This window comes from Streptomyces lunalinharesii (genome assembly GCF_039532155.1).
Taxonomy (GTDB): Bacteria; Actinomycetota; Actinomycetes; order Streptomycetales; family Streptomycetaceae; genus Streptomyces; species Streptomyces lunalinharesii.
This window is the reverse complement of the sequence record NZ_BAAARK010000019.1, coordinates 66,340-92,467: the sequence shown is the minus strand read 5'-3', so window position 1 is coordinate 92,467 and position 26,128 is coordinate 66,340. Positions and strand designations below refer to the sequence as shown.

Sequence of the window (26,128 nt, the reverse complement as noted above, 5' to 3'; positions counted from 1 at the left end):
ACTACGACGCCGTCGCCGGCACCCCGCCGCGGTCGCCGGCCGTCAGCCCCAGCTCGACGGCGAACGCCAACGCGGCCTCCGGGCGGACCTCGTACCAGCAGTCCGGGCCGCAGACCGCGTCCAGCAGCGCCGAGACGTCCGCCGCGCCGACCGCGCGGGCCGCGGCGGACGCGATGAACGCGCGGACCGTCGCCGCGGGGCGGACGTCGGTCTCCAGGAGCGCCACCAGGTGCTCGGTGATCTCCTGGACCGCCGCGTCACCGGGCGCCGCCCAGCTCATCGCCATCTCCAGGCCGTCGTCCGGCAGCGCCGCGGGGTAGGCGGCGCGGGCCCAGGCGCCGTCCTCGTACCAGTAGGCGAAGCCGAGGAGGTTGCCGTCGGCGTCGTCCCGCAGCTGCCCCCAGGGCAGCCAGGCGGGGCCGCCGGCCAGGAAGTCGATCTGCTTGTCGCCGTTGTGCGTGTAGCTCCCGTCGGAGTCCTGGCCGCACAGCAGCGCGCGGCCGTCGTCGTAGAGCTTCAGCCGCCACCAGTACGAGCCGCCGCAGTTCCAGCAGTGCAGACCGTCCGGGCCCCAGGAGTACTCGTCCCCGTCGTTCATGGCCGCGGCCACCACCGCCAGTGTCGCGGCGCGCGCCCACACCTGCTCCGGATGGTCCAGGTCCTCGGGCACGCTCGGCCTGTGCATGGTGCTCTCCCCCGTCAGTTTCGGTCGCGGTCGCGAGCTCCCCTGCTCGCGCGAGGCTCAGGGTTCGGGGACGCGTCCGCGCAACGTTCTTGCCACCCCGAACGATAGCGACGGGGTCTGACAATTCCCCATGACGAAGCCGTCACAAAATGCCCCGACGATCGCCCGGGTGCACCACCCGGCGCGCGGCGTGCGACACGCGCCGCGCGGCGGCGCCGGACGCGTCCCGACAACCGGCCCGGCACCCGATGCGCGGGTCAGTTCAACGACGGGTCGTCGGGGTACGTCGCCACCATCGCCAGCTCGTTGCGCTGCCGGCGCAGCACGGCCCGCCACAGCTGCTCCGGATCGGGCGAGGAGACGTCACCCGGCTCGGACTCGACGACGTACCAGGCCCCCTCCACCAGCTCGTCCTCCAACTGGCCGGGCCCCCAGCCGGCGTACCCGGCGAAGATCCGCAGGCTGCCGAGGACCGCGGCCAGCAGCTCCGGCGGGGCCTCCAGGTCCACCAGCCCGATCGCGCCGTGCACCCGGCGCCAGCCCAGCGGTTCGTCGCCGGGCCCGGCGCCGCCCGCGGTGTCGGTGGCCTGCGGGTCGCCCCGGCGCGTGGAGCCCGGGGGCGCGCCGGCCGTCCCGCCGACCGCGCCGCCGGTGCGGGTGCCGCTCCCCGACGGGGCGCCCTCGCCGGACGGTCCGCCGGGCACCACGGCCACGCCAAGCGCCGAGTCCAGCGACACCGGGCCGCCCTGGAAGACCACCCCGGGTTCGCCGGCCAGCTCGGCCCAGGGGGCGAGGATGTCGGCGACGCCGACCGGTGTGGGACGGTTCAGGATCACACCGAGGGAGCCCTCCTCGTCGTGGTCGAGGAGGAGCACCACCGCGCGGTCGAAGTTCGGGTCGGCGAGCGCGGGCGTGGCGACGAGCAGCCGGCCTGTGAGCGAGGACACCTCGGTCATGGCCACATGATCCCGCACTTCCGGCCCGGAGGGGGAGTCAACGCCCGGACCCGCCGGGAGAGCAGGGCCGGCGTACGGCGGCAGGCCCCGGCGCACACGCTCCGTACCCGGATGTCCTATTCGCGACATTAGACGCTTTCCGGGCAAAAGGTGATTACGAATCAAAGGCCGACCGTAGCGGAGCGTGTTGTGACAAAGCCATTACATGGCCGGACCAGGGCCACCGCAACGGACACCCCCTCGGCCGCCCTTACCATTTCTCCTGGCCCTGACCGACTCCAGGAACGCGAGATCCATGACCGTCTCTACTGACGACGTACTGCTTGTCCACGGCGGCACCCCGCTCGAGGGCGAGATCCGGGTTCGCGGCGCGAAGAACCTTGTGCCCAAGGCCATGGTCGCCGCCCTGCTGGGCAGCGGTCCGAGCCGACTGCGCAACGTTCCGGACATCCGGGACGTCCGTGTGGTGCGCGGGCTGCTCCAGCTGCACGGCGTGACCGTGCGTCCGGGCGACGAGCCCGGCGAGCTGGTCCTCGACCCGTCGCACGTGGAGAGCGCCAACGTCGCCGACATCGACGCGCACGCCGGCTCCTCGCGGATCCCGATCCTGTTCTGCGGCCCGCTGCTGCACCGACTGGGCCACGCCTTCATCCCGGGCCTGGGCGGCTGCGACATCGGCGGCCGGCCGGTCGACTTCCACTTCGACGTGCTGCGCCAGTTCGGCGCCAAGATCGAGAAGCGCGACGACGGGCAGTACCTGGAGGCGCCGCGCGGGCTGCGCGGCACCAAGATCCGGCTGCCGTACCCGTCGGTCGGCTCGACCGAGCAGGTGCTGCTGACGGCCGTCCTGGCCGAGGGCGTCACCGAGCTGTCGAACGCCGCGGTGGAGCCGGAGATCGAGGACCTGATCTGCGTCCTGCAGAAAATGGGCGCGATCATCTCCATGGACACCGACCGGACCATCCGGATCACCGGTGTCGACAGGCTCGACGGCTACAACCACCGTGCCCTCCCGGACCGCCTGGAGGCCGCCTCCTGGGCGTCCGCGGCGCTGGCCACCGAGGGCAACATCTACGTCCGCGGCGCGCACCAGCGCTCGATGATGACGTTCCTGAACACCTTCCGGAAGGTCGGCGGCGCCTTCGAGATCGACGACGAGGGCATCCGCTTCTGGCACCCGGGCGGCTCGCTCAACGCCATCGCCCTGGAGACCGACGTCCACCCCGGTTTCCAGACCGACTGGCAGCAGCCCCTGGTGGTCGCCCTGACCCAGGCGTCGGGCCTGTCGATCGTCCACGAGACGGTCTACGAGTCCCGGCTGGGCTTCACCGAGGCGCTCAACCAGATGGGCGCCCACATCCAGCTCTACCGCGAGTGCCTGGGCGGCTCCGCCTGCCGCTTCGGCCAGCGCAACTTCCTGCACTCCGCGGTCGTCTCCGGCCCCACCCGGCTGCAGGGCGCCGACCTGGTCATCCCCGACCTGCGCGGCGGCTTCTCGTACCTGATCGCGGCGCTGGCGGCGCAGGGCACGTCCCGGGTGCACGGCATCGACCTGATCAACCGCGGCTACGAGAACTTCATGGAGAAGCTCGTGGAGCTGGGCGCGAAGGTGGAGCTGCCGAACGGCAACCCGCGGGGCTGACGCCCACCGGCCCCGGCCGCGCCGGATTTTTCGAAGGCGCCGCACGGTCCTCGCAGGAGGACCGTGCGGCGCCTTCGCTCTGCCCGCCCGCCTCCCGCCCGAGGCGGCGAAACACCGCACGGCCGGGGCCCGACGGTCCGGACGGGCCCCGGCCCCGGCCGGCCCAGGCCCGACAACGGCCCTGAGCCCGCCGTACGCGGGCACGCACGAAGGCGGCCACCCCCGGGAGGGGTGGCCGCCTTCGGTGCCGTCGGAAGGGCCTTACTTGCCCTTGGCGGCTTCCTTGAGCTTGGAGCCCGCGGAGACCTTCACGCTGTAGCCGGCCGCGATCTGGATCGGCTCACCGGTCTGCGGGTTCCGGGCGGTGCGAGCGGCACGGTGGGTGCGCTCGAAGGTCAGGAAGCCGGGGATGGTGACCTTCTCGTCGCCCTTGGCGACGACCTCGCCGACGGTCTCGGCGAGCGCGGCCAGAACGGCGTCGGCGTCCTTGCGGGTCACCTCGGCGCGATCGGCCAGAGCGGCCACCAGCTCACTGCGGTTCATGTATGTACTCCCGTGTTCTTCTTGCCAATGCGGCGTGAGATCGAAGCCGATGCTGCCAGGGCCCTCGGACGGCCCACCGAACCGGGTCCGTCCTTCAGCTCCCTCGCGCCTGAGGTCCCCCTGGACATTGTCCTTGGGAGAGCATCCTGCCCCCACCTGCGGCGGTAAAGCCAATCCGGCACCCTGGAGGGTCACCCGCCACCCTATGGGTGGCTCGCTGGGGGCAGGTCCCGCGACGCGCCGTCTCAGACGCCCGTGGCAGCCGTCACAGCCTCGCCCGCGGCCTTCGCCGCGTCACGCACCGCGCCGGCCACCGCACCCGCGACCTTCTCGTTGAAGACGCTGGGAATGATGTAGTTCGCGTTGAGCTCGTCATCCAGCACGACGTCGGCGAGGGCGCCGGCCGCTGCCAGCATCATTTCGGTGTTCACCGTACGCGAGGCGGCGTCGAGCAGCCCGCGGAAGACACCGGGGAACACCAGGACGTTGTTGATCTGGTTCGGGAAGTCGGAACGGCCGGTGGCGACCACGGCGGCGGTCTGCCGGGCGATCGCCGGGTCGACCTCCGGGTCCGGGTTGGCCAGCGCGAACACGATCGCGCCCTCGGCCATCTGGCCCACGTCGTCGCCGTCGAGGACGTTGGGGGCCGAGACGCCGATGAAGACGTCGGCGCCGACCACGGCCTCCTTGAGGGTGCCGGTGACGCCCTCGGGGTTGGTGTTGTCGGCGATCCAGCGCAGCGCCGAGTCGGGGTCGGCGTCGACCAGGTCGGGGCGGCCCGCGTGGACCACGCCGTGGATGTCGGCGACCACCGCGTGGTGCACGCCGGCGGCCAGCAGCAGCTTGAGGATGGCGGTACCGGCCGCACCGGCGCCGGACATCACGACCCGGACGTCCTCGATCTTCTTGCCGACCACCCGCAGGGCGTTGGTGAGCGCCGCGAGCACCACGATGGCGGTGCCGTGCTGGTCGTCGTGGAAGACCGGGATGTCCAGGGCCTCGCGCAGCCGGGCCTCGATCTCGAAGCAGCGGGGCGCGGAGATGTCCTCCAGGTTGATGCCCGCGAAGCCGGGGGCGATGGCCTTGACGATCTCGACGATCGCGTCGCTGTCCTGGGTGTCCAGGCAGATCGGCCAGGCGTCGATGCCGGCGAAGCGCTTGAAGAGGGCCGCCTTGCCCTCCATGACGGGCAGTGCGGCCTTGGGGCCGATGTTGCCCAGGCCGAGGACCGCGGAACCGTCGGTGACCACCGCGACGCTGTTGCGCTTGATGGTGAGCCGGCGGGCGTCCTCGGGGTTGTCGGCGATCGCCTGGCAGACCCGCGCGACGCCCGGGGTGTAGATCATGGACAGGTCGTCACGGTTGCGGATGGGGTGCTTGGACGACATCTCGATCTTGCCACCGAGGTGCATCAGGAAGGTCCGGTCCGAGACCTTGCCGAGCGAGACGCCTTCGATGGTGCGCAGCTTGGAGACGATCTCCTGGGCGTGCGCGGTGGAGGTCGCGGCGATCGTGACGTCGATCCGGAGCTTCTCGTGACCGGATGCGGTCACGTCGAGGCCGGTGACCGACCCGCCGGAGGACTCCACGGCCGTGGTGAGCTGGCTGACGGCGGTGCCGCTTGCGGGAACTTCCAGTCGCACCGTCATCGAATACGAGACGCTAGGCGCCGTTGCCATGGCCGACTTCCTCTGCTTTCCCTGGTTTGGCTCTAAGCGGCTCCGGGACTCAGGGGTGCCCGAGCCGGAGCGCGTCGTTCGATCGTCCCACCTACCAGCCGGTACACGGTAACCAGCTACGAATTTCGGAAAGACTCTTCCACCATACGAGAGTTGCCCGGCTGAGCGGAACCCCCTCGGGCGGCGGGAATCAGCCATGCCGTGCTCCGGGCCCGCATCGGCCGGGAAAACGACCGCGGGCGCCCCTCCCGAAGGAGGGGCGCCCGCGCCTCAAGGGCTTATGACACCGACCCGCCATGCTCGCCTCGCGGCAAGTGGTCGCTCGTAGCGACGATGGTTGGGCCCGGGGGCTTGGATCGAGCCGGTGCCGCCACCAAGGCTAACAAACCATCCCGGCAAGCGAATCCCGTCCCGCACGACTGATTTCACAACCCCTCGGATGGCAGCACGGCCGGCCCCGGAACGCCCTAGTCCCGCAGCAGGTCCGGCACCCCGTCCGCGTCCGGGTCGTCCGGGGTGGCGGAGAGCACGGTCAGCTGCTGGGTGGCGCGGGTCAGGGCGACGTAGAGCACCCGCAGCCCGGCCGGCGACTCGTCAGCGATCTCGGCGGGCGAGACCACCAAGGTGGCGTCGTACTCCAGGCCCTTGGCCTCCAGGGAGCCCAGCGCCACCACGCGGTCGCCGAGCCCGGCCAGCCAGGTGCGGGCCTGCGCGCGGCGGTGCATCGCCACCACGACGCCGACCGTGCCCTCGACCTCGGCCAGCAACCGCGCGGCCTCGGCGACGGTGGCCCGCTCCAGCGCCCCGTCGGCCGCACCGCCCGAGCCGGCCGCGTCCGTGCCGTCCACGACGGCGAAGCGCGGCTCCAGGCCGGTCGAGCGGACCGCCCGCGGGGCCGGGGCGCCGGGCATGGCCAGGGCCAGGATCTTGGAGGCCAGCTCCGCGATCTCGGCCGGGTTGCGGTAGTTCACGGTGAGCGTGAAGCGGCGGCGGGGGCGGGTGCCCAGCGCCTCGTCGCGGGCCTCGGCGGCCTCGTCCGGGTCCGACCAGGAGGACTGCGCCGGGTCGCCGACCACGGTCCAGGTGGCGTGCCGGCCGCGGCGGCCGACCATCCGCCACTGCATGGGCGTCAGGTCCTGGGCCTCGTCGACGATGACGTGGGCGTAGTCGGTGCGCTCCTCCTCCAGGCGCTCCCGCCGGCCGCGGCCGGACGAGAACCGGTCCGCGTAGGTGGTCAGCTCCTCCAGGCCGGTGAGGTGGTCCAGCGGGTCGGCCTCGCGGGGGCGGGCCGGCCGGGCCGGGGCGCCCAGGACCAGCTGGAGCTCGTCCAGCAGCGCGACGTCGTGCACCGACAGCGGGCCGCGGCCGTCGTCGCCCAACCGGCGCAGCGAGCGGGCGAGTTGCCGGACCTCGCGCGGGTTGAGCAGGCGGCGCGCCCAGCGGCCGAGGCGGCGGTCGTCGGCCATCGTGGCGAGCACCGCGCGCGGGGTGAGTTCGGGCCACCAGCCCACCAGGAACTCCTGGAAGTCGGGTTCGGTGACGAGGTCCTCGTCGAAGCCCCGGCGGGCCTCGGCGGCCAGCTCCGGGTCCGGGAAGCGGCGGGCCGCGTCGGACTTGGTCCACAGGGCGTCCAGGATCAGCCGGCGGGCGCGCGGGCGCAGCAGGTTGACCGGGGCGGTGCCGCCCAGGGCGGAGTGGCGGATGGCGCGCAGCTCGGCCTCGTCGAGTTCGAGCCGGGCGCCGAACGCGACGACCCGCAGGCGGGTCGGCGGGGCCGGGTCGCCGGTTGGGGCGTCCGCCCCCGCGGCGAGGTCCTCCAGGGACAGCTGGGCGTCCTCGGCGGGGCGGGCCCGCGGCGGGGCGGGCGGGGCCTCCAGCGCCCCGCGGGCGGCCTTGCGCAGCAGTTTGACCATCCGCGCCGAGCCCTTGATGCGGGAGACCGCCGGCGGGTCGTAGGCGGTCGCCTCGGCGCCCTCGACGAGCGAGCCGAGCGCCCGGATGGCGACCTGGCCCTCCTCGCCGAGCGACGGCAGCACGCCCTCGGTGTAGGCGACCAGCAGCGGGGTCGGGGAGACGATCAGGATGCCGCCGGCGTAGCGGCGGCGGTCCTGGTAGAGCAGGTAGGCGGCGCGGTGCAGGGCGACCGCGGTCTTGCCGGTGCCGGGGCCGCCCTCGACCTCGGTGACGGAGGCGGCGGGCGCCCGGATCACCAGGTCCTGTTCGGCCTGGATGGAGGCGACGATGTCCCGCATGGTGTGGCTGCGGGCCCGGCCCAGGGCGGCCATCAGGGCGCCGTCGCCGACCGCCGGCAGCTCGGCGCCGTCCAGCGTCGCGGTGACCTCCGGGCGCATCAGGTCGTCCTCGACGCCCAGCACCTTGCGGCCCTTGGAGCGGATCACCCGGCGGCGGACGACCCGGCCGGGGGCGACCGGGGTCGCGCGGTAGAACGGCGCGGCGGCCGGCGCCCGCCAGTCGATGACCAGCGGCGAGTAGTCCGCGTCCAGGACGCCGAGGCGCCCGATGTGGAGCGTCTCGGCGATGGCGGCGCGGCCGTCCTGGATGACGCCGTCGGCGGGCTCGACGGAGGTGTAGGCGCCGTCCGGGCCCTTCTTGCCGTCCTTCCCCTGGAGCAGGTCGATCCGCCCGAAGAGGAAGTCCTCGTACTCGGAGTTGAGGCGGTGGAGGTGGACGCCGGCCTGGAAGACCTGGGCGTCGCGTTCGGCGAGCGCGCCGGGCGTGCCGACCTGGCCGCGTTTGGCGGCGTCGTCCATCAGGAACTCCGCCTCGTGGATCTTCTCCTCAAGACGCCGGTAGACGCGGTCGAGATGCGTCTGCTCGGACTCGATCTCACCGTCGCGAACGGAATCCGGTGCGTGGTCCGGTGCGTGCGTGGCGTTGTGCGCGGCCACCCAGGCCCCCTTCTGCTGTGCGTAGGCAGCCGTCAACCGTACGCGAAGCCGGCACCGCGCGCACCTGGAGGTACGGACAAAGCCGGACGTTGCCGGTCGGATGTTGACTCAAGGCGCGGTTCGGTCCGACGGATCCGGTCACGCACCGCGTCCGGCTGCGGTCCCGGGCGTCGTCAGGGGGTCCGGGTGGCCCGGCGCCGGTGCCGGGCCACCCGGGCGCGGTTGCCGCACACCTCGCTGGAGCACCAGCGGCGGCGCCGGCCGCGCGAGGTGTCCAGGTAGACCAGCGCGCAGCCCTCGCCGGCGCACGGGCGCAGTTGCCCGCGCACCGCCGGGTCGGTGAGCAGCGCGACGGCGTCCCGGGCCACCGCCGCCAGCAGTGCGGTGCAGTCGGGCGGGCCGGCCAGGACGCCGGCGAGCGCGCCGTCCGGGCCGCGGACGACCTCGACGGCGGGTGGCGGGGCGGCCGCGGCCGCGGCGTTCAGCAGTGCCAGGTCCCCCGCGGCGGCCCGGCCGAGGAGTTCGGCGCGGACGGTCCGGGCCAGCAGGTCGCGCAGCGCCCGGAAGCGGGCGACCCAGTCGGCGTCGACGGCGTCGAGCGGGGTGCCGGGCGGCACGACGCCGGCGCCGACGAGCCAGGCGGCCAACGCCCCGGGGTCGGTGAGCCGTTCGACGGCGAACGGCGCGCCGCCGGCGGTGGCCGCCAGGTCCAGGCTGGTCCGCCCGCAGTCGAACCGGAGGCCGTAGGGGGCTGCCATCGGGCTGTCACTCCTCGGGGACGCGCGCGGGGGACGGTGAGAAGCAGGAGAAACGGGAGAAGCAGGAGGAGCAGGAGAAGCGGGGCGACATCGGGGGAGGAAGGGGGCGAAGGGATCGGGGGCGCGTGGGGAAGGGGGCGGAGGGGGCGTACGGGAGCGTTCCCAGGGTGCCCGGCCGCGCCGCCCGCCGGAACCCCGCCGTCGGCCGCACCGTGCGCGGCCGGGGTGGCGGACCCGACCGCGGGACGGGTGGCCCGTTGGCCCGGAGGGGCGGCGGCAGCATCGGGGAAGCCGCCCACCGGCCGTGCGTCGGCGCGGGCACAGACGTACACCATGCATGTAGAGCATGCATGTAGACCACCCGTGTAGATACGGCGCGTATACATGTGTTGTATAGTCCGGCGACATGTCCACTCCGCTGCTCAAGAACCGCGCCAGCCTGACCCACAAGCTCGGTTACGCGGTCCGCAATCCGGCCCGGATCGCCCCCTACGTCAAGCGCACAGCGCGCGACACCTGGCTGCGCCTGAAGCACCCCGACCACGTCGCGTACTACCGCGCGGTGATGGCCTCGGACACCGGCCGCAACCCGGAGGCCGCGGTCGGCAGCCGCAGCCACGAGCGCTGGCTGGCGCTGGGCGAGATGCAGTTCGACTACCTGGTGGAGCACGGGCTGGAGCCCAGGCACCGGATGCTCGACATCGGCTGCGGCAACCTGCGCGCCGGTTGGCGCTTCATCGCCCACCTGGACGCCGGCAACTACTACGGCATCGACATCTCGCCGGACATCCTGATAGCCGCCAAGCGGACCCTGACCACCTACGAACTCCAGCACAAGCTGCCGCACCTGACGATCACTCAGGACCTGACGCTGGAGTTCCTGCCGTCCGCGCACTTCGACGTCGTCCACGCGCACAGCGTCTTCTCGCACTCGCCGATCCACGTCATCGACGAGTGCCTGGCGCACGTCGGTCGGATCCTGGCCCCCGGCGGGTTCTTCGACTTCACCTTCGACCGGACCGAGGGCGCCGAACACCAGGTGCTGCGCGAGGACTTCTACTACCGGACCGAGACCCTGCTGCGGCTGGCCGGCAAGCACGGGCTCCAGGCCCGGTTCATGGAGGACTGGGAGACCCGGCCGCACGGCCAGTCCAAGATCCGGGTGAGCAACCCGGCCTGAGGACCCTGACGGCAGGGGCCTCGGGGCCCCGGGACGGCTCCTAGTGGCCGCCGTACTTGTCGGTGTCCACGGGGGCGTCCAGTGCCAGCCGGTAGCCGCGCTTGACCACCGTCTGGATCAGCCGCGGCTCCCCCAGGGCGGTGCGCAACCGGGCCATCGCGGTCTCCACCGCGTGCTCGTCGCGGCCCGTGCCCGGCAGCGCCCGCAGCAGTTCGGCGCGGCCCACCACCCAGCCGGGACGGCGGGCCAGGGCGCGCAGCAGCGCCATCCCGGCGGGCGGCACCGGGCGCAGCGCACCGTCCAGCACGGCGGCCCGGCCGCGGATCTCCAGGCGCTGCCCGGCGACCGGCAACGGCGGCACCCGGCCCGGGAGTTCCCGGCACAGCAGCTGCACCAGCGGCCCCAGCCGGAACCGCTCCGGCTGCCGGGTGGGCACGTCCAGCGCCTCCAGCGGCAGCGCCGTCACCGGCCCCACGCACGCCACCAGCACGTCCTGCCGCAGCGCGGCCAGCACCTCCGGTTGGCGGCCGCACTCGGCGGCCCGACGCAGCAGCGAGGCGGCGGCCGGGGCGCTGGTGAAGGTCACCGCGTCCACGCCGCGCGCCAGCACCGCGTCCAACAGCCGGTCCACCGGCCCGAGGTCGGCCGGCGGCATCCACCGGTACACCGGCACCCCGACCACCTCGGCGCCGGCGGCCCGCAGCGCCTCGACGAACCCCGGCAGCGGCTCCCCGTGCAGTTGGACGGCGATCCGCCGCCCGGCGACATCCCCCGCCAGCAGCCGGTCCAGCACCTCGGCCATCGACTCCGAAGCCGGCGACCACTTCTCGGTCAGCCCGGCGGCCCGGATCGCGCCGCGCACCTTCGGGCCGCGGGCCAGCAGTTCCACCCCGGCCAGCCGGTCCAGCAGCGCCTCGCCCAGCCCCCAGCCCTCCGCCGCCTCGATCCAGCCGCGGAACCCGATGGCGGTGGTGGCCACCACCACGTCCGGCGGATCGTCGGTCAGCGCGCGGGTGGCGGCGAGCAGTTCGCTGTCGTCCGGCAGCGGCACGATGCGCAGCGCCGGGGCGTGCACCACCTGGGCGCCGCGGCGCTCCAACAGCGCGCCCAGTTCGTCCGCCCGGCGGGCCGCGGTGACCCCGACCGTGAAGCCGTCCAACGGGCGCACCGCCCGTTCCGGCTCCGCGGGCCGTTCCCGCCCGGCCGCCTCCTGCTGATCGTGCATCGGTCCGTCCCGCTCCGCCCGAGTGGTCTGCTGCGCCGCGCCTTGCGGTGCCGCCGGCGCTCCCGTCCGTCGTTCGCCCTGGTGACGCCGCGGATCCGGCGCACCCGGGCAAGGTGTCGAGCCTGCCAACGGCACATGACAGACCCGGTGCGCCAGTATTTCCCGCCTGTTACGGACGCGCCTGTTGGGGCACGGTTTTCAGACGTCGGCGTACGCCGGACGGACCGCCGCCCCGGCCGGATCCGCGGTGGTCGGCCCGGTTTCCGGGCGGCGCAGGTACGCCGCCCAGGTCACCGCCCCGCACACCCCGTAGAACGCCAGGAACGCGGCGAACGCCGGCACCCCGGAACCGGTGGTCGCGAACGCCTCCCGGAAGGCCAGGTTGATGCCCAGGCCGCCGAGCGCCCCCACCGCGCCGATCAGCCCCATCGCGGCCCCCGAGAGCCGCCGCCCGGCCGCCACGGCCGCCTCGCCGGTCAGCCCGCGGCGCCGCGCCCGGGCCAGGAAGATGCCCGGGATCATCTTGTAGGTGGCGCCGTTGCCGAGGCCGGTCAGCAGGAACAGCGCGGTGAAGCCGACGAGGAACAGCGGCAGCGAACGCACCGCCGAGGCGACCAGCACCACCCCGGTGGCCAGGCCCATCGCCGCGAAGTTCGCCAGGGTGATCCGCGCCCCGCCGCACCGGTCCGCCAGCCAGCCGCCGACCGGCCGGGCCAGCGAGCCCAGCAGCGGCCCGACGAAGGTCAGCGACGCCGCCTGTAGGGGCGTGCGCGCGAACTGGCCCTGGAGGACGAGCCCGAAGGCGAAGCTGTAGCCGATGAACGACCCGAAGGACCCGACGTAGAGCAGCGCCATCAGCCAGGTGTGCCGGTCCCGGGCCGCCGCCACGGCCGCCCCCGTGTCGTTGGCGACCGGCGCGAGGTTGTCCATGCGCAGCGCGGCCAGCAGCGCCGCGAGGACGATCAGCGGCAGGTAGCCGGCGAGCAGCAGCCGCGGGTGCGCGGCCCCCGCCGTGGCGATGACCAGCAGCCCCAGCAACTGGACCACCGGCACCCCCAGATTGCCGCCGCCGGCGTTCAGCCCCAGCGCCCAGCCCTTCTTCCGCAGCGGGTAGAAGGCGTTGACGTTGGTCATGGACGAGGCGAAGTTGCCGCCGCCGACCCCGGCCAGCGCGGCCACCGCCAAGAACGTCCCGTACGACGTCCCCGGCCGCATCACCGCCGCCGCCGCGACCGCCGGCACCAGCAGCAACAGGGCGCTGAACACCGTCCAGTTGCGCCCGCCGAACCGCGCCACGGCGAACGTGTACGGCACCCGCAGCACCGCCCCCACCAGCGTCGGCACGGCGACGAGGAAGAACTTCCGGGCCGGGTCGATCCCGTACTCCGGGCCCATGAACAGCACCAGCACCGACCACAGGCTCCACACCGAGAAGCCGACGTGCTCGGTCATCACGGAGAAGACCAGATTGCGCCGGGCGATCCGCGCCCCGGACTCCCGCCAGAACACCTCGTCCTCCGGGTCCCAGCGCTCGATCCAGCGCCGCCCCTTCCGCACCCGGCCACCCGCCGTCCCGGTGCCGGTGGCCTCCGTCGCCGTCTCGGTCATCGCGCCTCCCAAGGGTCGCTCCGGTCCCCCGGACCGGGTCCGTCCCGACGCTAGGGACGACGGATTACCGCCCTGTGGCCGCACGTGACCAGCGCGAAACCTTGCCCTCACGCACCGCGGATGCACACGGTGAGCCACCGCGGCACACGCGCGGCGTACGCGGCACAGGCGGTGCGCCGCGATGCACCACGCGCCCCCGCATTCACCCGAACGGGGTAATGGCACGTGCCGCGGACACTGCCAGCCTTTTTATCCGACGCACGGAGTGACCAGCCCACCACGCTCCGTCGCCGACGCGGAGGCGCCTCCCGTCCGGCGGCGGCCGTTCGCCCCTGCCAGGGCGCCACACCCACCCCCGCAGGGATGCCGGGCACCCCGGACACCGGAAGGAAGGGATGCGATGCACCGAACACCACAGCGGATCACCGGCGGACCGGACGGCTCCTGACGCGTCCCCCACCCGCCGCGCGATCCCCCCGCCGGGCACCTCCCCGTCCCGGCACGCACCGAGGGCCGGTCCGGTCGGTCGCCCCCGACCGGCCGGCCCCGTGCTCGTCCACCCGTCGCCCCACCACCCGCACCGGCACCACCCCCGCGCCGGCACCGGCGCGCGACGGCACCGGCGCGCACGCCCGAGGCCAAGGAGCGGTAACCCCCCGTGGATTTCCTGGTGTTCCCCGACCACCCCGTCACCGACCAGCTCGCCGCCTGCCTGCCCCGGACCCGGGCCACCCGCACCGTCGCCCACCTCTCCGGCCGCCCCTGGATCGTCGGGCACTGGCGGCGCGAGGAGCTGGTCACCGCGCGCGTCGGCCCGCGCTGCGCGGTGCTGCTCGGCACCACCTCGGCCACCACGGACGCCCTGACGCGACTCCTGCGCCGCCTGCGCGACGTCGACGCGCTCGACGCACTCGTCGGGCTGCGCCACGAACTCCCCGGCAGCTACTTCCTGTTGGCCGCCATGGGCGCCGAGGTCCGCGCCCGGGGCAGCCTCTCCGCGGTCCGCCGGCTGCACCGCACCGACCTCGGCGGCCGCACGGTGCTGGGCAACCGCCCGCAGGACCTGGCCGCACTGGCCCGCGCCGCGGCCGGCGCCGGGCTGCCCGGCGCCCCGCGGACCGGGACGCTCGACGAGGAGGCGCTGGCCACCCGGTTGCTCGCACCCGGCGCCCCGCTGCCGCTCGCGCTGCGCACCCCCTGGCACGCGGTGCACGCCGTGCCCCCCGGCCACTGCGCCGCCCACGACCCGGCCGGCCAGTACCGCGAGGTCCGCTGGTGGCACCCGCCGCAACCGGACGTCCCGTTGCCGGACGCCGCCGAGGCCGTGCGGGAGGCACTCGGCGCGGCCGTGCACGCCCGGACGCGCCGCGCCACCCTCAGCGCCGACCTCTCCGGCGGCCTGGACTCCACCAGCGTGTGCTTCCTGGCCGCCCGCGACACGACCGAACTGATCACCACCGGCTGGGAAGGCCGCGATCCGGCCGACGACGACCCTCTGTGGAGCGCGCACAGCGCCTACCGCCTCAGCCGGGTCCGCCACGGGGGCCGCCACCTCGCCCTCCCCTACACCGACGCCCCCACCTGGTACACCCCGCCCGCCGAGCCCGACCACATCGACCCCGCCGGGCCGCTGGTCGCCGTCCGGGAAGCGGCCCGGCTGATCCACCAGGCGCGGCTGGTCGCGACGTTCGGCTCCCGGATGCACCTGGCCGGCGTCGGCGGCGACGAGCTGTTCGCGCTCCGGCCGATGGCGTTGAACTCACTCGCCCGCGGCGACCTCCGCACCGCCGCGCGACTGGCCCGCCGGGCCCGCCGACTCGCCCCCTGGACGCTGCCGGCCACCCTGCGCACCCTGCTCGGCGGCCGCAGCTACCCCCGGTGGCTGGCCGCCGGCGCCGACCGGATCGTCCCCGGCGCGCGGCGCCGGCCCGGCCGGGCGGACTGGGAGGAACTGCCGGCGATGCCGCCCTGGGCCCACCCGGACGCCCTCGCCACGGTCCGCCGGCTGCTGCGGGAGGCCGCCGCCGCGGCGCCCGAGCCCGTCGACCCGTTGCGCGCCCAGCACGAACTGGCCGCGGCCGCGGTCCGGGCCGGCGAACGGGTCCGCGGCATCGACGCACTGACCTCGGCGCACGGGGTCGCCTACGAGGCGCCGTTCCTGGACGACGCGGTGATCGAGGCGGCGTTGGCGGTCCGGCTCGCCGACCGGGTGCCGGGCGGCGGCGGAAAACCGGTGCTGGTCGCGGCGATGCGCGGCACCGTGCCCGGACCGGTGCTGAGCCGCGGCGGCCGGCGCGCCCACAGCGCGGAGCTGCACGCCGGGCTGCGCCGCAACCGCCGGGCGCTGGCGGCACTGTGCGAGGACTCCCGACTGGCCGAATTGGGACTGATCCGCCCGGACGTGCTGCGTCCGGTCCTGACGTCCCTGCAACCGGACACCGGTGCGCTGCGGCCGCTGGACCCGACGCTGGCCGCCGAGTTCTGGTTACGGGCGCTGCCGGCCCCCGCCGCGTACGACGCCGTCCCGGCGCCCGCCGCCCGGACGTCCGCACCGGCCGGCGAGGGCGACTGACCCGCGCCCGACCGACGACACGGCCGACGCAGCCGCCGGTGAAGCGGCCGACGAGGCAACCGACGACCTGGCCGACCACGCGGCGCGGGCCGACCGGTGGCCGACTCCCCGACCGCCGCCGACCGACCGCACCGGCCGTTCGACGTCAGCCGGTCCGCTCGGTGTCAGCCGGTCCGTTCGGCCGGCGGAGTCATCCAGATCGTCTGCTCGCAGATGTTCATCCGGGTCTTCTTGCCCTTCTCGTCCCGGACCTTTATCGACTTCTGGTGGTGGTCGCGGGGCGCGCCCACCATCGCCTCGTCATTGCTCACCAGGCAGTCCGCGGGCGTCATGCCGGGCCCGTGGTCCTTGTAGCGCAGGCTGGTGGTCACCATGCCCCCGCGCGCGAGGTCTATCGGCATGGTGCGGCCCTGCCCCTTGCCGTCCGACTCCGGCCCCTTGCCGACGTGGACCGCGAACGTGGGGAAGCCGTCGAAGACGCACGGCTGCGAGCCCTTGTTCACACCCGACAGGCGGGCCTCCCGGTGGGTGCTGTGCGGCGCCGCCTGGAGGACGGTGATCTTCCAGCTCAGGCCCCTGGTCTTGCAGTTGGCGTGCAGGGCCGCCATCCGCCCCGATCCGCAACCCGTCAGAGCCAGTCCGGCGGTGACGGTCAAGGCGAGCGCGGCCATCGTCGTCGCGAGCACGGAACGTCGCTGCACGACTCCCCCCCCTGTTCCATCCGATTGTCCTGTTCGCACACATCGTTCGCACACGATGTCTTTCCGTAAGGAAGGAATTCCGGTGCCGTTGGTTGCCTGCACCGGGGATGGATATGCGCCAGGTAAGGAGACGTCGGTCACGTCACGGCGGCACCGGCCCCCTCCTTCGATGGGCGCCCGGCGGGAGTTGCGGCCCTCAGGCGCCCGGTCCGGCCCCGTCCGCCGCACCGCCCCTCGCCGCCGCCCCCGCCCCCCTCACCACGCCCATCGCCGCGCCGTCCGCCGCCGGCAGCCACCAGTCGACGTCGGGGAGCGCACGCCAGCCCTCCCGGGCGCCCACTTCCCGCGCGGCGGCGCGCAAGGCGTCCAACCCGGGATGCCTCAGCCCCCTCCGCCACACCATCCCCACCGGCGACAACGGCACCGGGTCCACCAACGGGCGCAGCACCATCCCCGGCACCTCGATGAACTCCGTACTCGCCAGCACCGACCAGCCGCGCTTGCGCACCACCCGCACGAACTCGTCCGCCCCCTCGATCTCCGGGAACGGCTCCGCCATCGCGATCCCCCGCCCGTCGAAGAGGCGCGCCGCCAGGTCCGTCCACTCCGCGGTGTGCGGGTTCCCGGCGGCCGCGTAGAGGATCTCGCCGGCCAGCCCGCCCAGCGGTACGGCGGCGACGCCGGCCAGCGGATGGTCCGCGCGCAGCAGCACCGCCATCGGCTCCAACCGCACCGGCTGGTGGTCGAGCCCGGCCCGGGCCGGCGCCGGCAACCCCGCGAACCGCCCGAAGGAGACGTCCAGCCGCCCGGCCGCCAACGCCGCGGCGGCACCGGTCAGCCCGCTGTGGAAGCGCGCCACCAGTTCGCAGCTCTCCGGCACCCGCCGCCGGGCCTCCGCCAGCACCCGGTGCGCGGTCCCGACCGGCGCCCCCACGTCCACCACCAACGGCCGCGCGGGCTCCGCCCGGAAGGCCGCCGCCAAGTCCTCGTGCGCCGCCAACACCCGCCGCGCGTACGGCAGCAGCCGCTCACCCTCCGCGGTCAGCGCCACCTGCCGGGTGCTCCGCACGAACAACTGGGCGCCCAACTCCCCCTCCAGCCGCCGGACATCACGACTGAGCGCCTGCTGGGCGACGTAGAGCCGGGCGGCGGCCCGGGTGAAGTGCAACTCTTCGGCGACCGCGGTGAAGGCCCGCAGCAGCCGGGGGTCGATGTCGTACGGCACCGCCCCATCCTCACACCGCTCCCCTGCCCCTTGAACGCCCCGCCCGGCACTCACAACAGCACTGCGTGAATCGCTCCGACCAGGTGTTGGACGGCCACCGGCCCGCGCCCCGATCGTGGCAGGCGTGATCCTCTTCCTCGCCGCCCGCCCGGTCACCGCCCCGCCCGTCCGCCCGCCCCGCCGCCGGCGCCGCTCCCCCTACGCCCGGCTCTTCGCCGTCCCCGGCACCCGCGCCTTCGCCGCCGCCGGCCTCCTCGCCCGGCTCCCGATGGGGATGCTCAGCGTCAGCGCCCTGTTGATGATCGCCGGCAGCCGCGGCTCCTACGCGCTGGCCGGCGCGGTCACCGGCACCGGACTCGCCGCCACCGCGCTGGTCGGCCCCGTGACCGCCCGGCTCGTCGACCGCCACGGTCAGGCCCGGATCGCCGTCCCGGCCACCGCCCTCGCCGTCCTCGGCTCGCTCGCGCTGCTGCTGTGCGTCCGCACCGGCGCCCCCAACTGGACCCTGTTCGCCTCCTACGCGGCCACCGCCACCACCCCCAACACCGGCGGCATGTCCCGCGCCCGCTGGGCGCACCTCTTCCACGACGACCCCGCCGCCCGGCACACCGCCAACTCCTTCGAGCAGGCCGCCGACGAACTGTGCTTCCTGCTCGGCCCGGTCCTCGCCACGCTGCTGTGCACCGGCGTCGCCCCGGAGGCCGGCACCGCCGTCGCGGCGGCCCTGCTGCTCACCGGCGTCCTGCTCTTCGCGGCCCAGCGCCGCACCGAGCCCCCCGCCACCCGCACCCTGCCCCTGCCGTCGGCCCAACAGGCCCCCGCCCCGCTGCGCTCCCGCGGCCTGCCCCCGCTGCTGCTCACCTTCCTGGCCACCGGCGCGGTGTTCGGCTCCCTCGAAGTGGTCACCGTCGCCTACGCGGACGCGCACGGCTTCCGTCCGGCGGCGGGCGGCCTGCTCGCCCTCCAGGCGGCCGGCTCCGGCGCGACCGGACTGCTGCTCGGGCTGCTACCCCCGGCGGCCCGGCCCGGGCGGCGGTTCCTCGGCTGCGTCGCCACGATGGCCGCACTGCTCACCCTGCCGCTGGCGGCCGCCGCGACCGGCGCACCGGTACTGCTCGCCGCCGCCCTGCTGACGGCCGGGACCGCCACCGCCCCGGCCATGGTCACCGGCATGGGCCTGGTCCAGTCCCGCATCCCGGCGGGCCGGCTGAACGAGGGGCTGGCGCTGGCGGTGACCGCGCTGCTGACCGGCATCGCCACCGGCTCGGCGGCCGGCGGCTGGGCCGCCGAACACCTGCCGTCGCCGACCGCCGGGTACGGGGTACCGGCCGTGGCCGCGGCCCTGGCCCTGATGATCACCGCGGCGGCCACGGCGGTCACCGCCCGGCGGCCCTGAGGGCCGGCCGGGGCCGGGGCCTGCGCCGGGCGGGCAAAACGAAAGCCCCGCCGTTCCGTTTCCGGAACAGCAGGGCTGTCATTCACATGGGAATTGTGGAGATGGCGGGAATCGAACCCGCGTCCAACGGTGCAGAATCAGGGCTTCTCCGAGTGCAGTCCGCTTCGATTTTCTCAGCCCCGGAGATCACGCGGACAAGTCTCCGACGGGCTCAGTCACTGTTAAATGTCCTTCTGGACCCCGTGACCGGGCTCAGAAGTGAAGTCCCCTAGCTGATGCCAGGATCCGGGACGGGAACGGCCCCGGGCTGACACTTCGCAAGTCGCTACTTAGGCAGCGAGGGCGAAGGAATCGCGCTTGGTGTTGGCGATTATAGGTTTCGGCATATGGTTAACGAGATCATTGCCGCTTCCTCGACTCGCTTCCCCTGCTTCGACATCCGCTGTCGAAACCGATCATCCCCATGTTTTCTTTTCAAGGTGGTGCCACACCCTCGCGGGGTGTGTCCCCATCGTACGTGACCAACACGCGCGGGTGCCAGCACATTCCCGGCGGCCGTCGCGGACGCCCCGCCGGCCGCCGGTGCCTCAGGCCCGCTGCCGGCGTCGGACCGCCGACATCGTCCGCTCCGCCTCCCGGCGGTCCTGCTGCTCGCGCAGCGTCTGCCGCTTGTCCCACTCCTTCTTGCCCTTGGCCAACGCGATCTCGACCTTGGCCCGCCCGTCCTTGAAGTACAGCGACAGCGGCACGATCGTGTGACCCGAGTCCTGAGACTTCGACTCCAGCTTGTCGATCTCGACGCGGTGCAGCAGCAGCTTCCGCTTCCGCCGGGCACTGTGGTTCGTCCAGGTGCCCTGCGCGTATTCCGGAATGTGCACGTTGTGCAGCCACGCCTCCCCGCCGTCGATCTGGACGAACCCGTCCACGAGCGACGCCCGGCCCTGACGCAGCGACTTCACCTCGGTGCCGGTCAGCACCAGACCACACTCGAAGGTGTCCAGAATGTGGTAGTCGTGCCGCGCCTTCTTGTGCTGCGCGACGAGCTTGCGCCCGTCGTTCTTCTCTTTGCCCTTGCCCTTGGTAGCCATAGTGCGGCCATTTTCGCACTACGCACCGGTGCCGAGGCCACTCAATACTGTGCGGGCCCGTTTCTCCGCATGGTCCTCGACGATCAGGTCCGGGGTGATCCCGGCGCCGTCCACGGCCCGGCCGGCCGGGGTCCGGTAGTGCCCGACGGTCAGCTCGGCGACCGAGCCGTCCGGCAGCTCACTGGGCATCTGGATGGAGCCCTTGCCGAACGTCGGAGCCCCCACCACGACCGCCCGGCCACGGTCCTGGAGGGCGCCGGACAGCAACTCGGCGGCGCTCATCGTGCCCCCGTCCACCAACACGACCAGCGGGATCCGGGTGTCACCGGCCCCGTCGGCGTACAGGGCGCGCTGGCTGCCGTGCACGTCGTAGGTGGCGACCAGCCCGCCGTCGAGGAAGACGGAGGCGGTGGCGACCGCCTCGGTGACCAGGCCACCGGTGTTGCCGCGCAGGTCCAGCAGCAGCCCGTCGCGCGGATCGGCGGCCCGCACCGCGCGGCGGACCGCGGCCCCGGTGCCCTTGGCGAACGCGGTGATCTTGATGCGGGTCGGGCCGTCCGCGCCGGCCGGGCGGTCCACGGTGACGTTGCGGGTGCGCAGGCGGGTGCGGTACAGGGTCACGCTCCAGTCGCGCTCGCCGCCGTGCAGGTCCAGCCGGACCGGGGTGCCGGCGGCGGCGCCGGAGCCCTGGGGGCCGTCGCCGCGCAGCCGGGCCACGGTCTCGGTGACCGGGCGGCCTCGGGCGGGCCGGCCGTCGACCGCATCGAGGCGGTCGCCGACGGCGATGCCGGCACGGGCGGCGGGGCCGCCGGGCTGGACCCGGGAGACGGTGATCGCGCCGTCGTCCTGCTGCCGCACCCACAGCCCGACGCCGACGTAGGCGCCGCCCAACTGGGCCTGGAAGTCCTCGAATTCGCCGTGGGTGTAGACCGTCGACCACCGGTCGCCGCTGCGACTGACGACCTCGGCGGCGGCCTGCGCACCGGACTTGCCGTCCGCGGCGGCCTGCGCCGCGGCCCGTGCGGCCCGGTCGGCGGTGGCCCGCCCGGCGACCGCGCCACCGGCCGGCCGGCTGCGGGCGGCGGGCTCCGCGACGTCGCCGGCGTCGTCCCAGGTGCCGGTGGCCGCGCCCGCGGCGAGCACGCCGGCGAGGAACAACGTCAGGGCCGCCCCGCGGCGGATGCGGCGGGGCCGGTCGTACGAACACGGGCCCGACATGCCGGTGAGTCTAGGCGACGAAAGGGCGCCGTACGGGGAGTTGCCCGTACGGCGCCCTTGGTGAAGCTCACACCTTGAGGTACTTGCGCAGCGCGAAGAACGCGGCGAGCGCAGGCATCAACAGGCCGATGAGCAGGACCAGCGGAAGCACCGCCAGGACCGAGTCCCAGCCGATGAAGTTGACCACCTGGATCTGCTTGGCCAACCACTGGTTGATCATGAAGTACTTGCCGCCGACCAGCAGCACACAGGCGAACACCGCACCGATGAGGCCGGCGATGGCGGCCTCCATGATGAACGGCAGCTGGATGTAGAAGCTGGACGCACCGACCAGCCGCATGATGCCGGTCTCCCGGCGGCGGCTGAAGGCCGAGACCCGCACGGTGTTGACGATCAGCATCAGCGCCACGACCAGCATCAGGCCCATGACGCCCAGGGCCGCGTACCGCATGCCGTCCAGCAGACGGAACAGCGGCTCGACGGTGTCCCGTTGGTCCTGCACCTGCTCGACGCCGGGCCGCTCGGAGAACGCCGACTTGATGACATCGAACTTCGTCGGGTCCTTGAGCTTGACCCGGAAGGACTCCGGCAGCTGGTCGGGCGTCACCAGACCGGCCACGGGGGTGTCGCCGAACTGCTCCTTGTAGTGCTTGTACGCCTGGTCGCTGGTCTCGTGCTCCACGTTCTGCACCAGCGGCAGCCGGTGCAGTTCGGCCAGGATGTCGTTCTTCTGCTGCTCGGTCGCCGCGCCCTTGGCGCAGTTGGCGGCCGTTTCGGCGTCGTTCTTGTTGCAGAAGAAGATGGAGACGTTGACCTTGTCGTACCAGTAGCCCTTCATCGTGCTCACCTGGTCGCGCATCAGCAGCGAGGCGCCGAACAGGCCGAGCGAGAGGGCTACGGAGACGATGACGGCGAAGGTCATCGTGAGATTTCGGCGGAGACCGACACCAATCTCCGACAGGACGAACTGGGCGCGCATGGCGTCCTTTCAGTGCTGGTAGCCGTACACGCCGCGCGACTGGTCGCGTACGAGCCGGCCCTTCTCGAGTTCCATGACCCGCTTGCGCATCTGGTCGACGATCTGCTGGTCATGGGTGGCCATGACCACCGTCGTCCCGGTGCGGTTGATCCGGTCCAGCAGCTTCATGATGCCGACGGAGGTCTGCGGGTCGAGGTTGCCGGTGGGCTCGTCGGCGATGAGCAGCAACGGGCGGTTGACGAAGGCCCGCGCGATGGCGACGCGCTGCTGCTCACCACCGGACAGCTCGCCCGGCATGCGCTCCTCCTTGCCGCCGAGGCCGACGAGTTCGAGGACTTCGGGCACCGTCTTGCGGATCTGGCCGCGCGGCTTGCCGATGACTTCCAGGGCGAAGGCGACGTTCTGTCCCACCGTCTTGTTGGGGAGCAGCCGGAAGTCCTGGAAGACCGTGCCCACCTGGCGCCGCATCTGCGGCACCTTCCAGTTGGAGAGCTTGGCCAGATCCTTCCCCAGTACGTGGACGGCGCCATGGCTGGCGCGCTCCTCGCGCAGGAGCAATCGCAGGAAGGTGGACTTACCGGAGCCCGAGGAGCCCACCAGGAAGATGAACTCGCCGCGCTCGATCTCCAGGGAGACGTCCCTGAGGGCGGGGCGGTTCTGCTTCGGGTAGGTCTTGGAGACGTTGTCGAATCGGATCACAGATGCACCACGGTCGACCTGGGTAGGGGCACGGGTTGCCGTTCACGGCTCCCGTCGGTGAGCGTGACCATACGCGAACCTCGGGTGGGGGCGAAGCCGCTGTGGGGGGTTGGTGCGTTTGTTCACGGCGCCTATGGGACAAAACGCGCACAATTTCGGGCGAGCGGCGCGGAGGGGACGGCCAGATCCGCTCGCAGGGGAGGGGCGGAGGACAGGTCGCCGTCCGTGGGGCGCGCCGTCCGGCCGCGGAGCTGGCACAGTGGTAGAGGGAACCGACGCGCTTCCCGGTGCGTTGGTGCAGTGAGTAAGGAGGTCGCATGACGTACGACCGATTGGTGTGCGCCAACTGCGCGGCCCCTGTGAGCGAGGGCCGCTGCCCCGTGTGCCGGGCCAGTAGGGAACGCCTCCAGCGGCAAGCAGGCATTTTCGGCCAGCTCAATCCCGTGGTGCTGGCGGCCCTGCTGATCGCGCTGATCGCGGTCGCGGTGCTGCTCCGCCAGGCCGTGTGACGGTCCCGCGCTCGACCGCGGCGCCATGGCGTGACGGCGCCGCCGCCCAGCGTGTTCGGATCCGTGCACGCCTCAGCCGTACGCCCGAGGGGCCCGGGACGGTCTACCGTCCCGGGCCCCTCGTCGTGCGTCGCGTCAGCGTCAGGCAGCCGCCGCGCCGCCGCCGTTCTTGTTGATCAGGCGGGGCAGGACCCGGAAGCCCACGCCACCGGCGATCATCGTGGCCGCACCGATGAGCAGGAAGGTGGTGCCGGACGAACCGGTCTCCGCCAGCTGCCCGCCCTTGGCCTGCTGCTTGGCCTGGCCCGGGGTGTCGACGACCTGCTCCTTGCCCTGGCCGGGCTGCTCGATCGGCTTGGAGCCCTCGTTGTCGGTGCCGGTACCGGTGCTGTCGCCGCCGGTGCTGCCGCCGCCGGAGTGGCTACCACCGGTGCTGCTGCCACCGGAGTGACCGCCGGTGCTGCCGCCCGAGTGACCGCCGGTGCTGCTGCCACCGGTCTGACCACCGGAGGTCTGGCCGCCGGAGTTGTCGCCACCGGTGGTCTCGCCACCCGAGGTCTGACCACCGGAGGTGTGGCCACCCGTGGTCTCGCCGCCCGAGGTCTGACCACCGGAGGTCTGACCGCCGGAGTTGTCGCCACCGGTGGTCTCGCCACCCGAGGTCTGACCACCGGAGGTGTGGCCACCGGTGGTGTCGCCACCCGTGGTCTCGCCGCCGGTGGACTCGCCGCCGGTCTGGCTGCCGATCTCGCCGCCGGTCGACTCACCACCGGTCTGGCTGCCGATCTCACCGCCGGTGCTGTCACCACCGGTGGACTCGCCGCCGGTCGACTCGCCACCGGTGGAGGTGCCACCGCTGGTGTCGTGGCAGAACAGCTCAAGCACGTCCCACGGCTTGCAGACCTTGCCTGCAGCCTGGCCCTGTCCGGTCTCGGCGGCGGATGCCGCGCCGGCCGCAGTGAGCGACGCACCGGCCGCGATCACCGCACCGGCCGCAATGCGCGCAACGCGCAGTCGCGTCTTCTTCGTCATGTACTGCTACCCCCAGTAGCTGAACTCGTCATTGGAGCACCGCCGCACGGGGCAACGACCGATGGGGTTGTGCACACCACGGCCGCGCAGCGCCTGCGGACCGTTCGCCTCCCCGTTCCTGCACGCGCCCCATGACACACGCATGCCGCGCTCAGCCTTCCCAGTTCTCGGAACATCGTCAAGGCCGAATAAAGGCTTGATGCCTGAATTGCCATGAGTTGGGCGATACATGGACGTACGACTGTGACCTAACCGCCACGACAAAAGGCAACTGCCTCCCCTAGGGAGGCAGTTGCCAGGAGGTTTCGCGGGCGTTTGTCCGCTTGCGTCGGCGGTTACTTCGCCTGCTGCTCCTGCTGCTTGCGCCAGCGGATGCCGGCCTCCAGGAAGCCGTCGATGTCGCCGTCCAGCACGCCCTGCGGGTTGCCGACCTCGCAATCCGTCCGCAGGTCCTTGACCATCTGGTAGGGGTGCAGGACGTACGAACGCATCTGGTTGCCCCAGGAGTTGCCGCCGTCGCCCTTGAGGGCGTCCATCTTGGCCTGCTCCTCCTGGCGGCGCCGCTCCAGCAGCTTCGCCTGGAGGACGTTCATGGCGGAGGCCTTGTTCTGGATCTGCGAGCGCTCGTTCTGGCAGGAGACGACGATGCCGGTGGGCAGGTGGGTCAGGCGGACCGCGGAGTCCGTGGTGTTGACGCCCTGACCGCCGGGGCCGGAGGAACGGTAGACGTCCACCCGCAGGTCGCTCTCGTCGATCTCGATGTGGTCGGTCTGCTCGACGACCGGCAGCACCTCGACGCCCGCGAACGAGGTCTGGCGGCGGCCCTGGTTGTCGAACGGCGAGATGCGCACCAGGCGGTGCGTGCCCTGCTCCACGGAGAGCGTGCCGTAGGCGTAGGGCACCTGGACGGCGAAGGTGGTCGACTTGATGCCGGCCTCTTCGGCGTACGAGGTCTCGTACAGCTCGGTCTTGTAGCCGTGGCGCTCGGCCCAGCGCAGGTACATCCGCTGGAGCTTCTCGGCGAAGTCCGCGGCGTCCACCCCGCCGGCCTCGGCGCGGATGCTCACCAGGGCCTCACGGGCGTCGTACTCGCCGGACAGCAGCGTGCGGACCTCCAGCTCGTCCACCGCCCTGCGGACGTCGGTCAGCTCGCGCTCGGCCTCGACGCGGGTCTCCTCGTCGCCCTCGGCCTCGGCGAGCTCGAAGAGCACCTCGAGGTCGTCGACACGGCCGCGCAGTTCCTCGGCCCGGCGCAGCTGGCCCTGGAGGAAGGACAGCTGGCTGGTGATCTTCTGCGCGTTCGCCGGGTCGTCCCACAGGGACGGCGCCGCGGCCTGCTCCTCAAGCACGGCGACATCGGCCCTCATCTTGTCGAGGTCCAGGACGGCCTCGATCGACCCCATGGTCGAGGAGAGGGACTTCAGCTCTTCGGATACATCGACGACTGCCACGCACCCAGCCTAACGGCTGCCACCGACAATGTGCCCCGGCCCCGGCCCGCCGGCCGAGGCGGGGCCGGGTGCC

21 protein-coding genes and 1 other RNA gene are annotated in these 26,128 nt (G+C 73.1%); 5 read left to right on the top strand and 17 right to left on the bottom strand.

Features of this window, described 5'->3' with window-relative positions:
* Nucleotide 1: 1 nt before the first annotated feature.
* A complete protein-coding gene (locus ABD385_RS25735; protein WP_344580311.1) occupies nucleotides 2-685 on the bottom strand; it encodes a hypothetical protein in 684 nt (227 codons plus the stop codon).
* A 257-nt stretch (nucleotides 686-942) separates the two neighbouring features.
* Nucleotides 943-1,641 carry a YqgE/AlgH family protein gene (locus ABD385_RS25730; protein ID WP_344580309.1) on the bottom strand — a complete coding sequence of 233 codons (699 nt, stop codon included), beginning with the start codon at nucleotides 1,639-1,641 and terminating at the stop codon, nucleotides 943-945.
* Nucleotides 1,642-1,936: 295 nt separating this feature from the next.
* Between ABD385_RS25730 and murA the strand changes: the two genes are divergently transcribed.
* Complete coding sequence (gene murA, locus ABD385_RS25725) at nucleotides 1,937-3,283, top strand: UDP-N-acetylglucosamine 1-carboxyvinyltransferase (protein WP_344580307.1); 1,347 nt, start codon at nucleotides 1,937-1,939, stop codon at nucleotides 3,281-3,283.
* Between the two features lie 261 nt (nucleotides 3,284-3,544).
* Here murA and ABD385_RS25720 read toward each other — a convergent pair whose 3' ends face one another.
* The 4 genes from ABD385_RS25720 to ABD385_RS25705 form a co-directional block, all read right to left on the bottom strand.
* On the bottom strand, nucleotides 3,545-3,826 hold the full coding sequence (locus ABD385_RS25720) for an HU family DNA-binding protein (RefSeq protein ID WP_004951951.1): 282 nt from the start codon (nucleotides 3,824-3,826) through the stop codon (nucleotides 3,545-3,547).
* Between the two features lie 245 nt (nucleotides 3,827-4,071).
* The gene (locus tag ABD385_RS25715) at nucleotides 4,072-5,505 is read right to left on the bottom strand and encodes an NAD-dependent malic enzyme (protein ID WP_344580303.1); all 1,434 of its coding nucleotides are present in this window, start codon (nucleotides 5,503-5,505) and stop codon (nucleotides 4,072-4,074) included.
* Between the two features lie 467 nt (nucleotides 5,506-5,972).
* Nucleotides 5,973-8,414 (bottom strand): HelD family protein, encoded by a 2,442-nt coding sequence (locus ABD385_RS25710; protein ID WP_344580301.1) that lies wholly within the window; start codon nucleotides 8,412-8,414, stop codon nucleotides 5,973-5,975.
* 173 nt (nucleotides 8,415-8,587) lie between these two features.
* Complete coding sequence (locus tag ABD385_RS25705) at nucleotides 8,588-9,172, bottom strand: CGNR zinc finger domain-containing protein (protein ID WP_344580298.1); 585 nt, start codon at nucleotides 9,170-9,172, stop codon at nucleotides 8,588-8,590.
* Nucleotides 9,173-9,578: 406 nt separating this feature from the next.
* On the opposite strand from ABD385_RS25705, the gene ABD385_RS25700 reads away from it, so the two are divergent.
* Nucleotides 9,579-10,352 (top strand): class I SAM-dependent methyltransferase, encoded by a 774-nt coding sequence (locus tag ABD385_RS25700; RefSeq protein ID WP_344580296.1) that lies wholly within the window; start codon nucleotides 9,579-9,581, stop codon nucleotides 10,350-10,352.
* A gap of 40 nt (nucleotides 10,353-10,392) precedes the next feature.
* Here the strand turns inward: ABD385_RS25700 and ABD385_RS25695 are convergent, their stop codons facing one another.
* Nucleotides 10,393-11,577 (bottom strand): uroporphyrinogen-III synthase, encoded by a 1,185-nt coding sequence (locus ABD385_RS25695; RefSeq protein ID WP_344580295.1) that lies wholly within the window; start codon nucleotides 11,575-11,577, stop codon nucleotides 10,393-10,395.
* 198 nt (nucleotides 11,578-11,775) lie between these two features.
* Nucleotides 11,776-13,185: an MFS transporter gene (locus tag ABD385_RS25690; protein ID WP_344580294.1), complete on the bottom strand. Its 1,410-nt coding sequence runs from the start codon at nucleotides 13,183-13,185 to the stop codon at nucleotides 11,776-11,778.
* A gap of 658 nt (nucleotides 13,186-13,843) precedes the next feature.
* On the opposite strand from ABD385_RS25690, the gene ABD385_RS25685 reads away from it, so the two are divergent.
* Entirely contained in the window at nucleotides 13,844-15,757 is a 1,914-nt protein-coding gene (locus ABD385_RS25685; RefSeq protein WP_344580293.1) for an asparagine synthase-related protein, read from the top strand.
* Nucleotides 15,758-15,921: 164 nt separating this feature from the next.
* Here ABD385_RS25685 and ABD385_RS25680 read toward each other — a convergent pair whose 3' ends face one another.
* Together ABD385_RS25680 and ABD385_RS25675 are read right to left on the bottom strand one after the other, a co-directional pair.
* Nucleotides 15,922-16,458, bottom strand: a complete 537-nt coding sequence (locus tag ABD385_RS25680; protein WP_344580290.1) for a DUF4232 domain-containing protein — start codon at nucleotides 16,456-16,458, stop codon at nucleotides 15,922-15,924.
* Nucleotides 16,459-16,654: 196 nt separating this feature from the next.
* Complete coding sequence (locus tag ABD385_RS25675) at nucleotides 16,655-17,683, bottom strand: LysR family transcriptional regulator (protein WP_344580288.1); 1,029 nt, start codon at nucleotides 17,681-17,683, stop codon at nucleotides 16,655-16,657.
* A gap of 115 nt (nucleotides 17,684-17,798) precedes the next feature.
* Between ABD385_RS25675 and ABD385_RS25670 the strand changes: the two genes are divergently transcribed.
* Nucleotides 17,799-19,079, top strand: a complete 1,281-nt coding sequence (locus ABD385_RS25670) for an MFS transporter (protein WP_425585476.1) — start codon at nucleotides 17,799-17,801, stop codon at nucleotides 19,077-19,079.
* Between the two features lie 93 nt (nucleotides 19,080-19,172).
* On the opposite strand, the gene ssrA is transcribed toward ABD385_RS25670, so the two are convergent.
* The 5 genes from ssrA to ftsE form a co-directional block, all read right to left on the bottom strand.
* Nucleotides 19,173-19,542: a transfer-messenger RNA gene (gene ssrA / locus ABD385_RS25665) on the bottom strand.
* A gap of 124 nt (nucleotides 19,543-19,666) precedes the next feature.
* Nucleotides 19,667-20,167: an SsrA-binding protein SmpB gene (smpB, locus tag ABD385_RS25660; RefSeq protein WP_344580284.1), complete on the bottom strand. Its 501-nt coding sequence runs from the start codon at nucleotides 20,165-20,167 to the stop codon at nucleotides 19,667-19,669.
* 18 nt (nucleotides 20,168-20,185) lie between these two features.
* Nucleotides 20,186-21,385, bottom strand: coding sequence for a S41 family peptidase (locus ABD385_RS25655; protein WP_344580282.1), 1,200 nt, complete (start codon nucleotides 21,383-21,385; stop codon nucleotides 20,186-20,188).
* Between the two features lie 67 nt (nucleotides 21,386-21,452).
* Nucleotides 21,453-22,364, bottom strand: coding sequence for a permease-like cell division protein FtsX (ftsX, locus tag ABD385_RS25650; protein WP_016572291.1), 912 nt, complete (start codon nucleotides 22,362-22,364; stop codon nucleotides 21,453-21,455).
* Nucleotides 22,365-22,373: 9 nt separating this feature from the next.
* The gene (ftsE, locus tag ABD385_RS25645) at nucleotides 22,374-23,063 is read right to left on the bottom strand and encodes a cell division ATP-binding protein FtsE (protein ID WP_344580280.1); all 690 of its coding nucleotides are present in this window, start codon (nucleotides 23,061-23,063) and stop codon (nucleotides 22,374-22,376) included.
* A gap of 317 nt (nucleotides 23,064-23,380) precedes the next feature.
* Between ftsE and ABD385_RS25640 the strand changes: the two genes are divergently transcribed.
* Nucleotides 23,381-23,572, top strand: a complete 192-nt coding sequence (locus tag ABD385_RS25640; protein WP_344580278.1) for a hypothetical protein — start codon at nucleotides 23,381-23,383, stop codon at nucleotides 23,570-23,572.
* Between the two features lie 141 nt (nucleotides 23,573-23,713).
* On the opposite strand, the gene ABD385_RS25635 is transcribed toward ABD385_RS25640, so the two are convergent.
* Together ABD385_RS25635 and prfB are read right to left on the bottom strand one after the other, a co-directional pair.
* The gene (locus tag ABD385_RS25635; protein ID WP_344580276.1) at nucleotides 23,714-24,604 is read right to left on the bottom strand and encodes an LPXTG cell wall anchor domain-containing protein; all 891 of its coding nucleotides are present in this window, start codon (nucleotides 24,602-24,604) and stop codon (nucleotides 23,714-23,716) included.
* Between the two features lie 335 nt (nucleotides 24,605-24,939).
* Entirely contained in the window at nucleotides 24,940-26,055 is a 1,116-nt protein-coding gene (prfB, locus tag ABD385_RS25630) for a peptide chain release factor 2 (RefSeq protein ID WP_344580275.1), read from the bottom strand.
* Nucleotides 26,056-26,128: the final 73 nt, after the last annotated feature.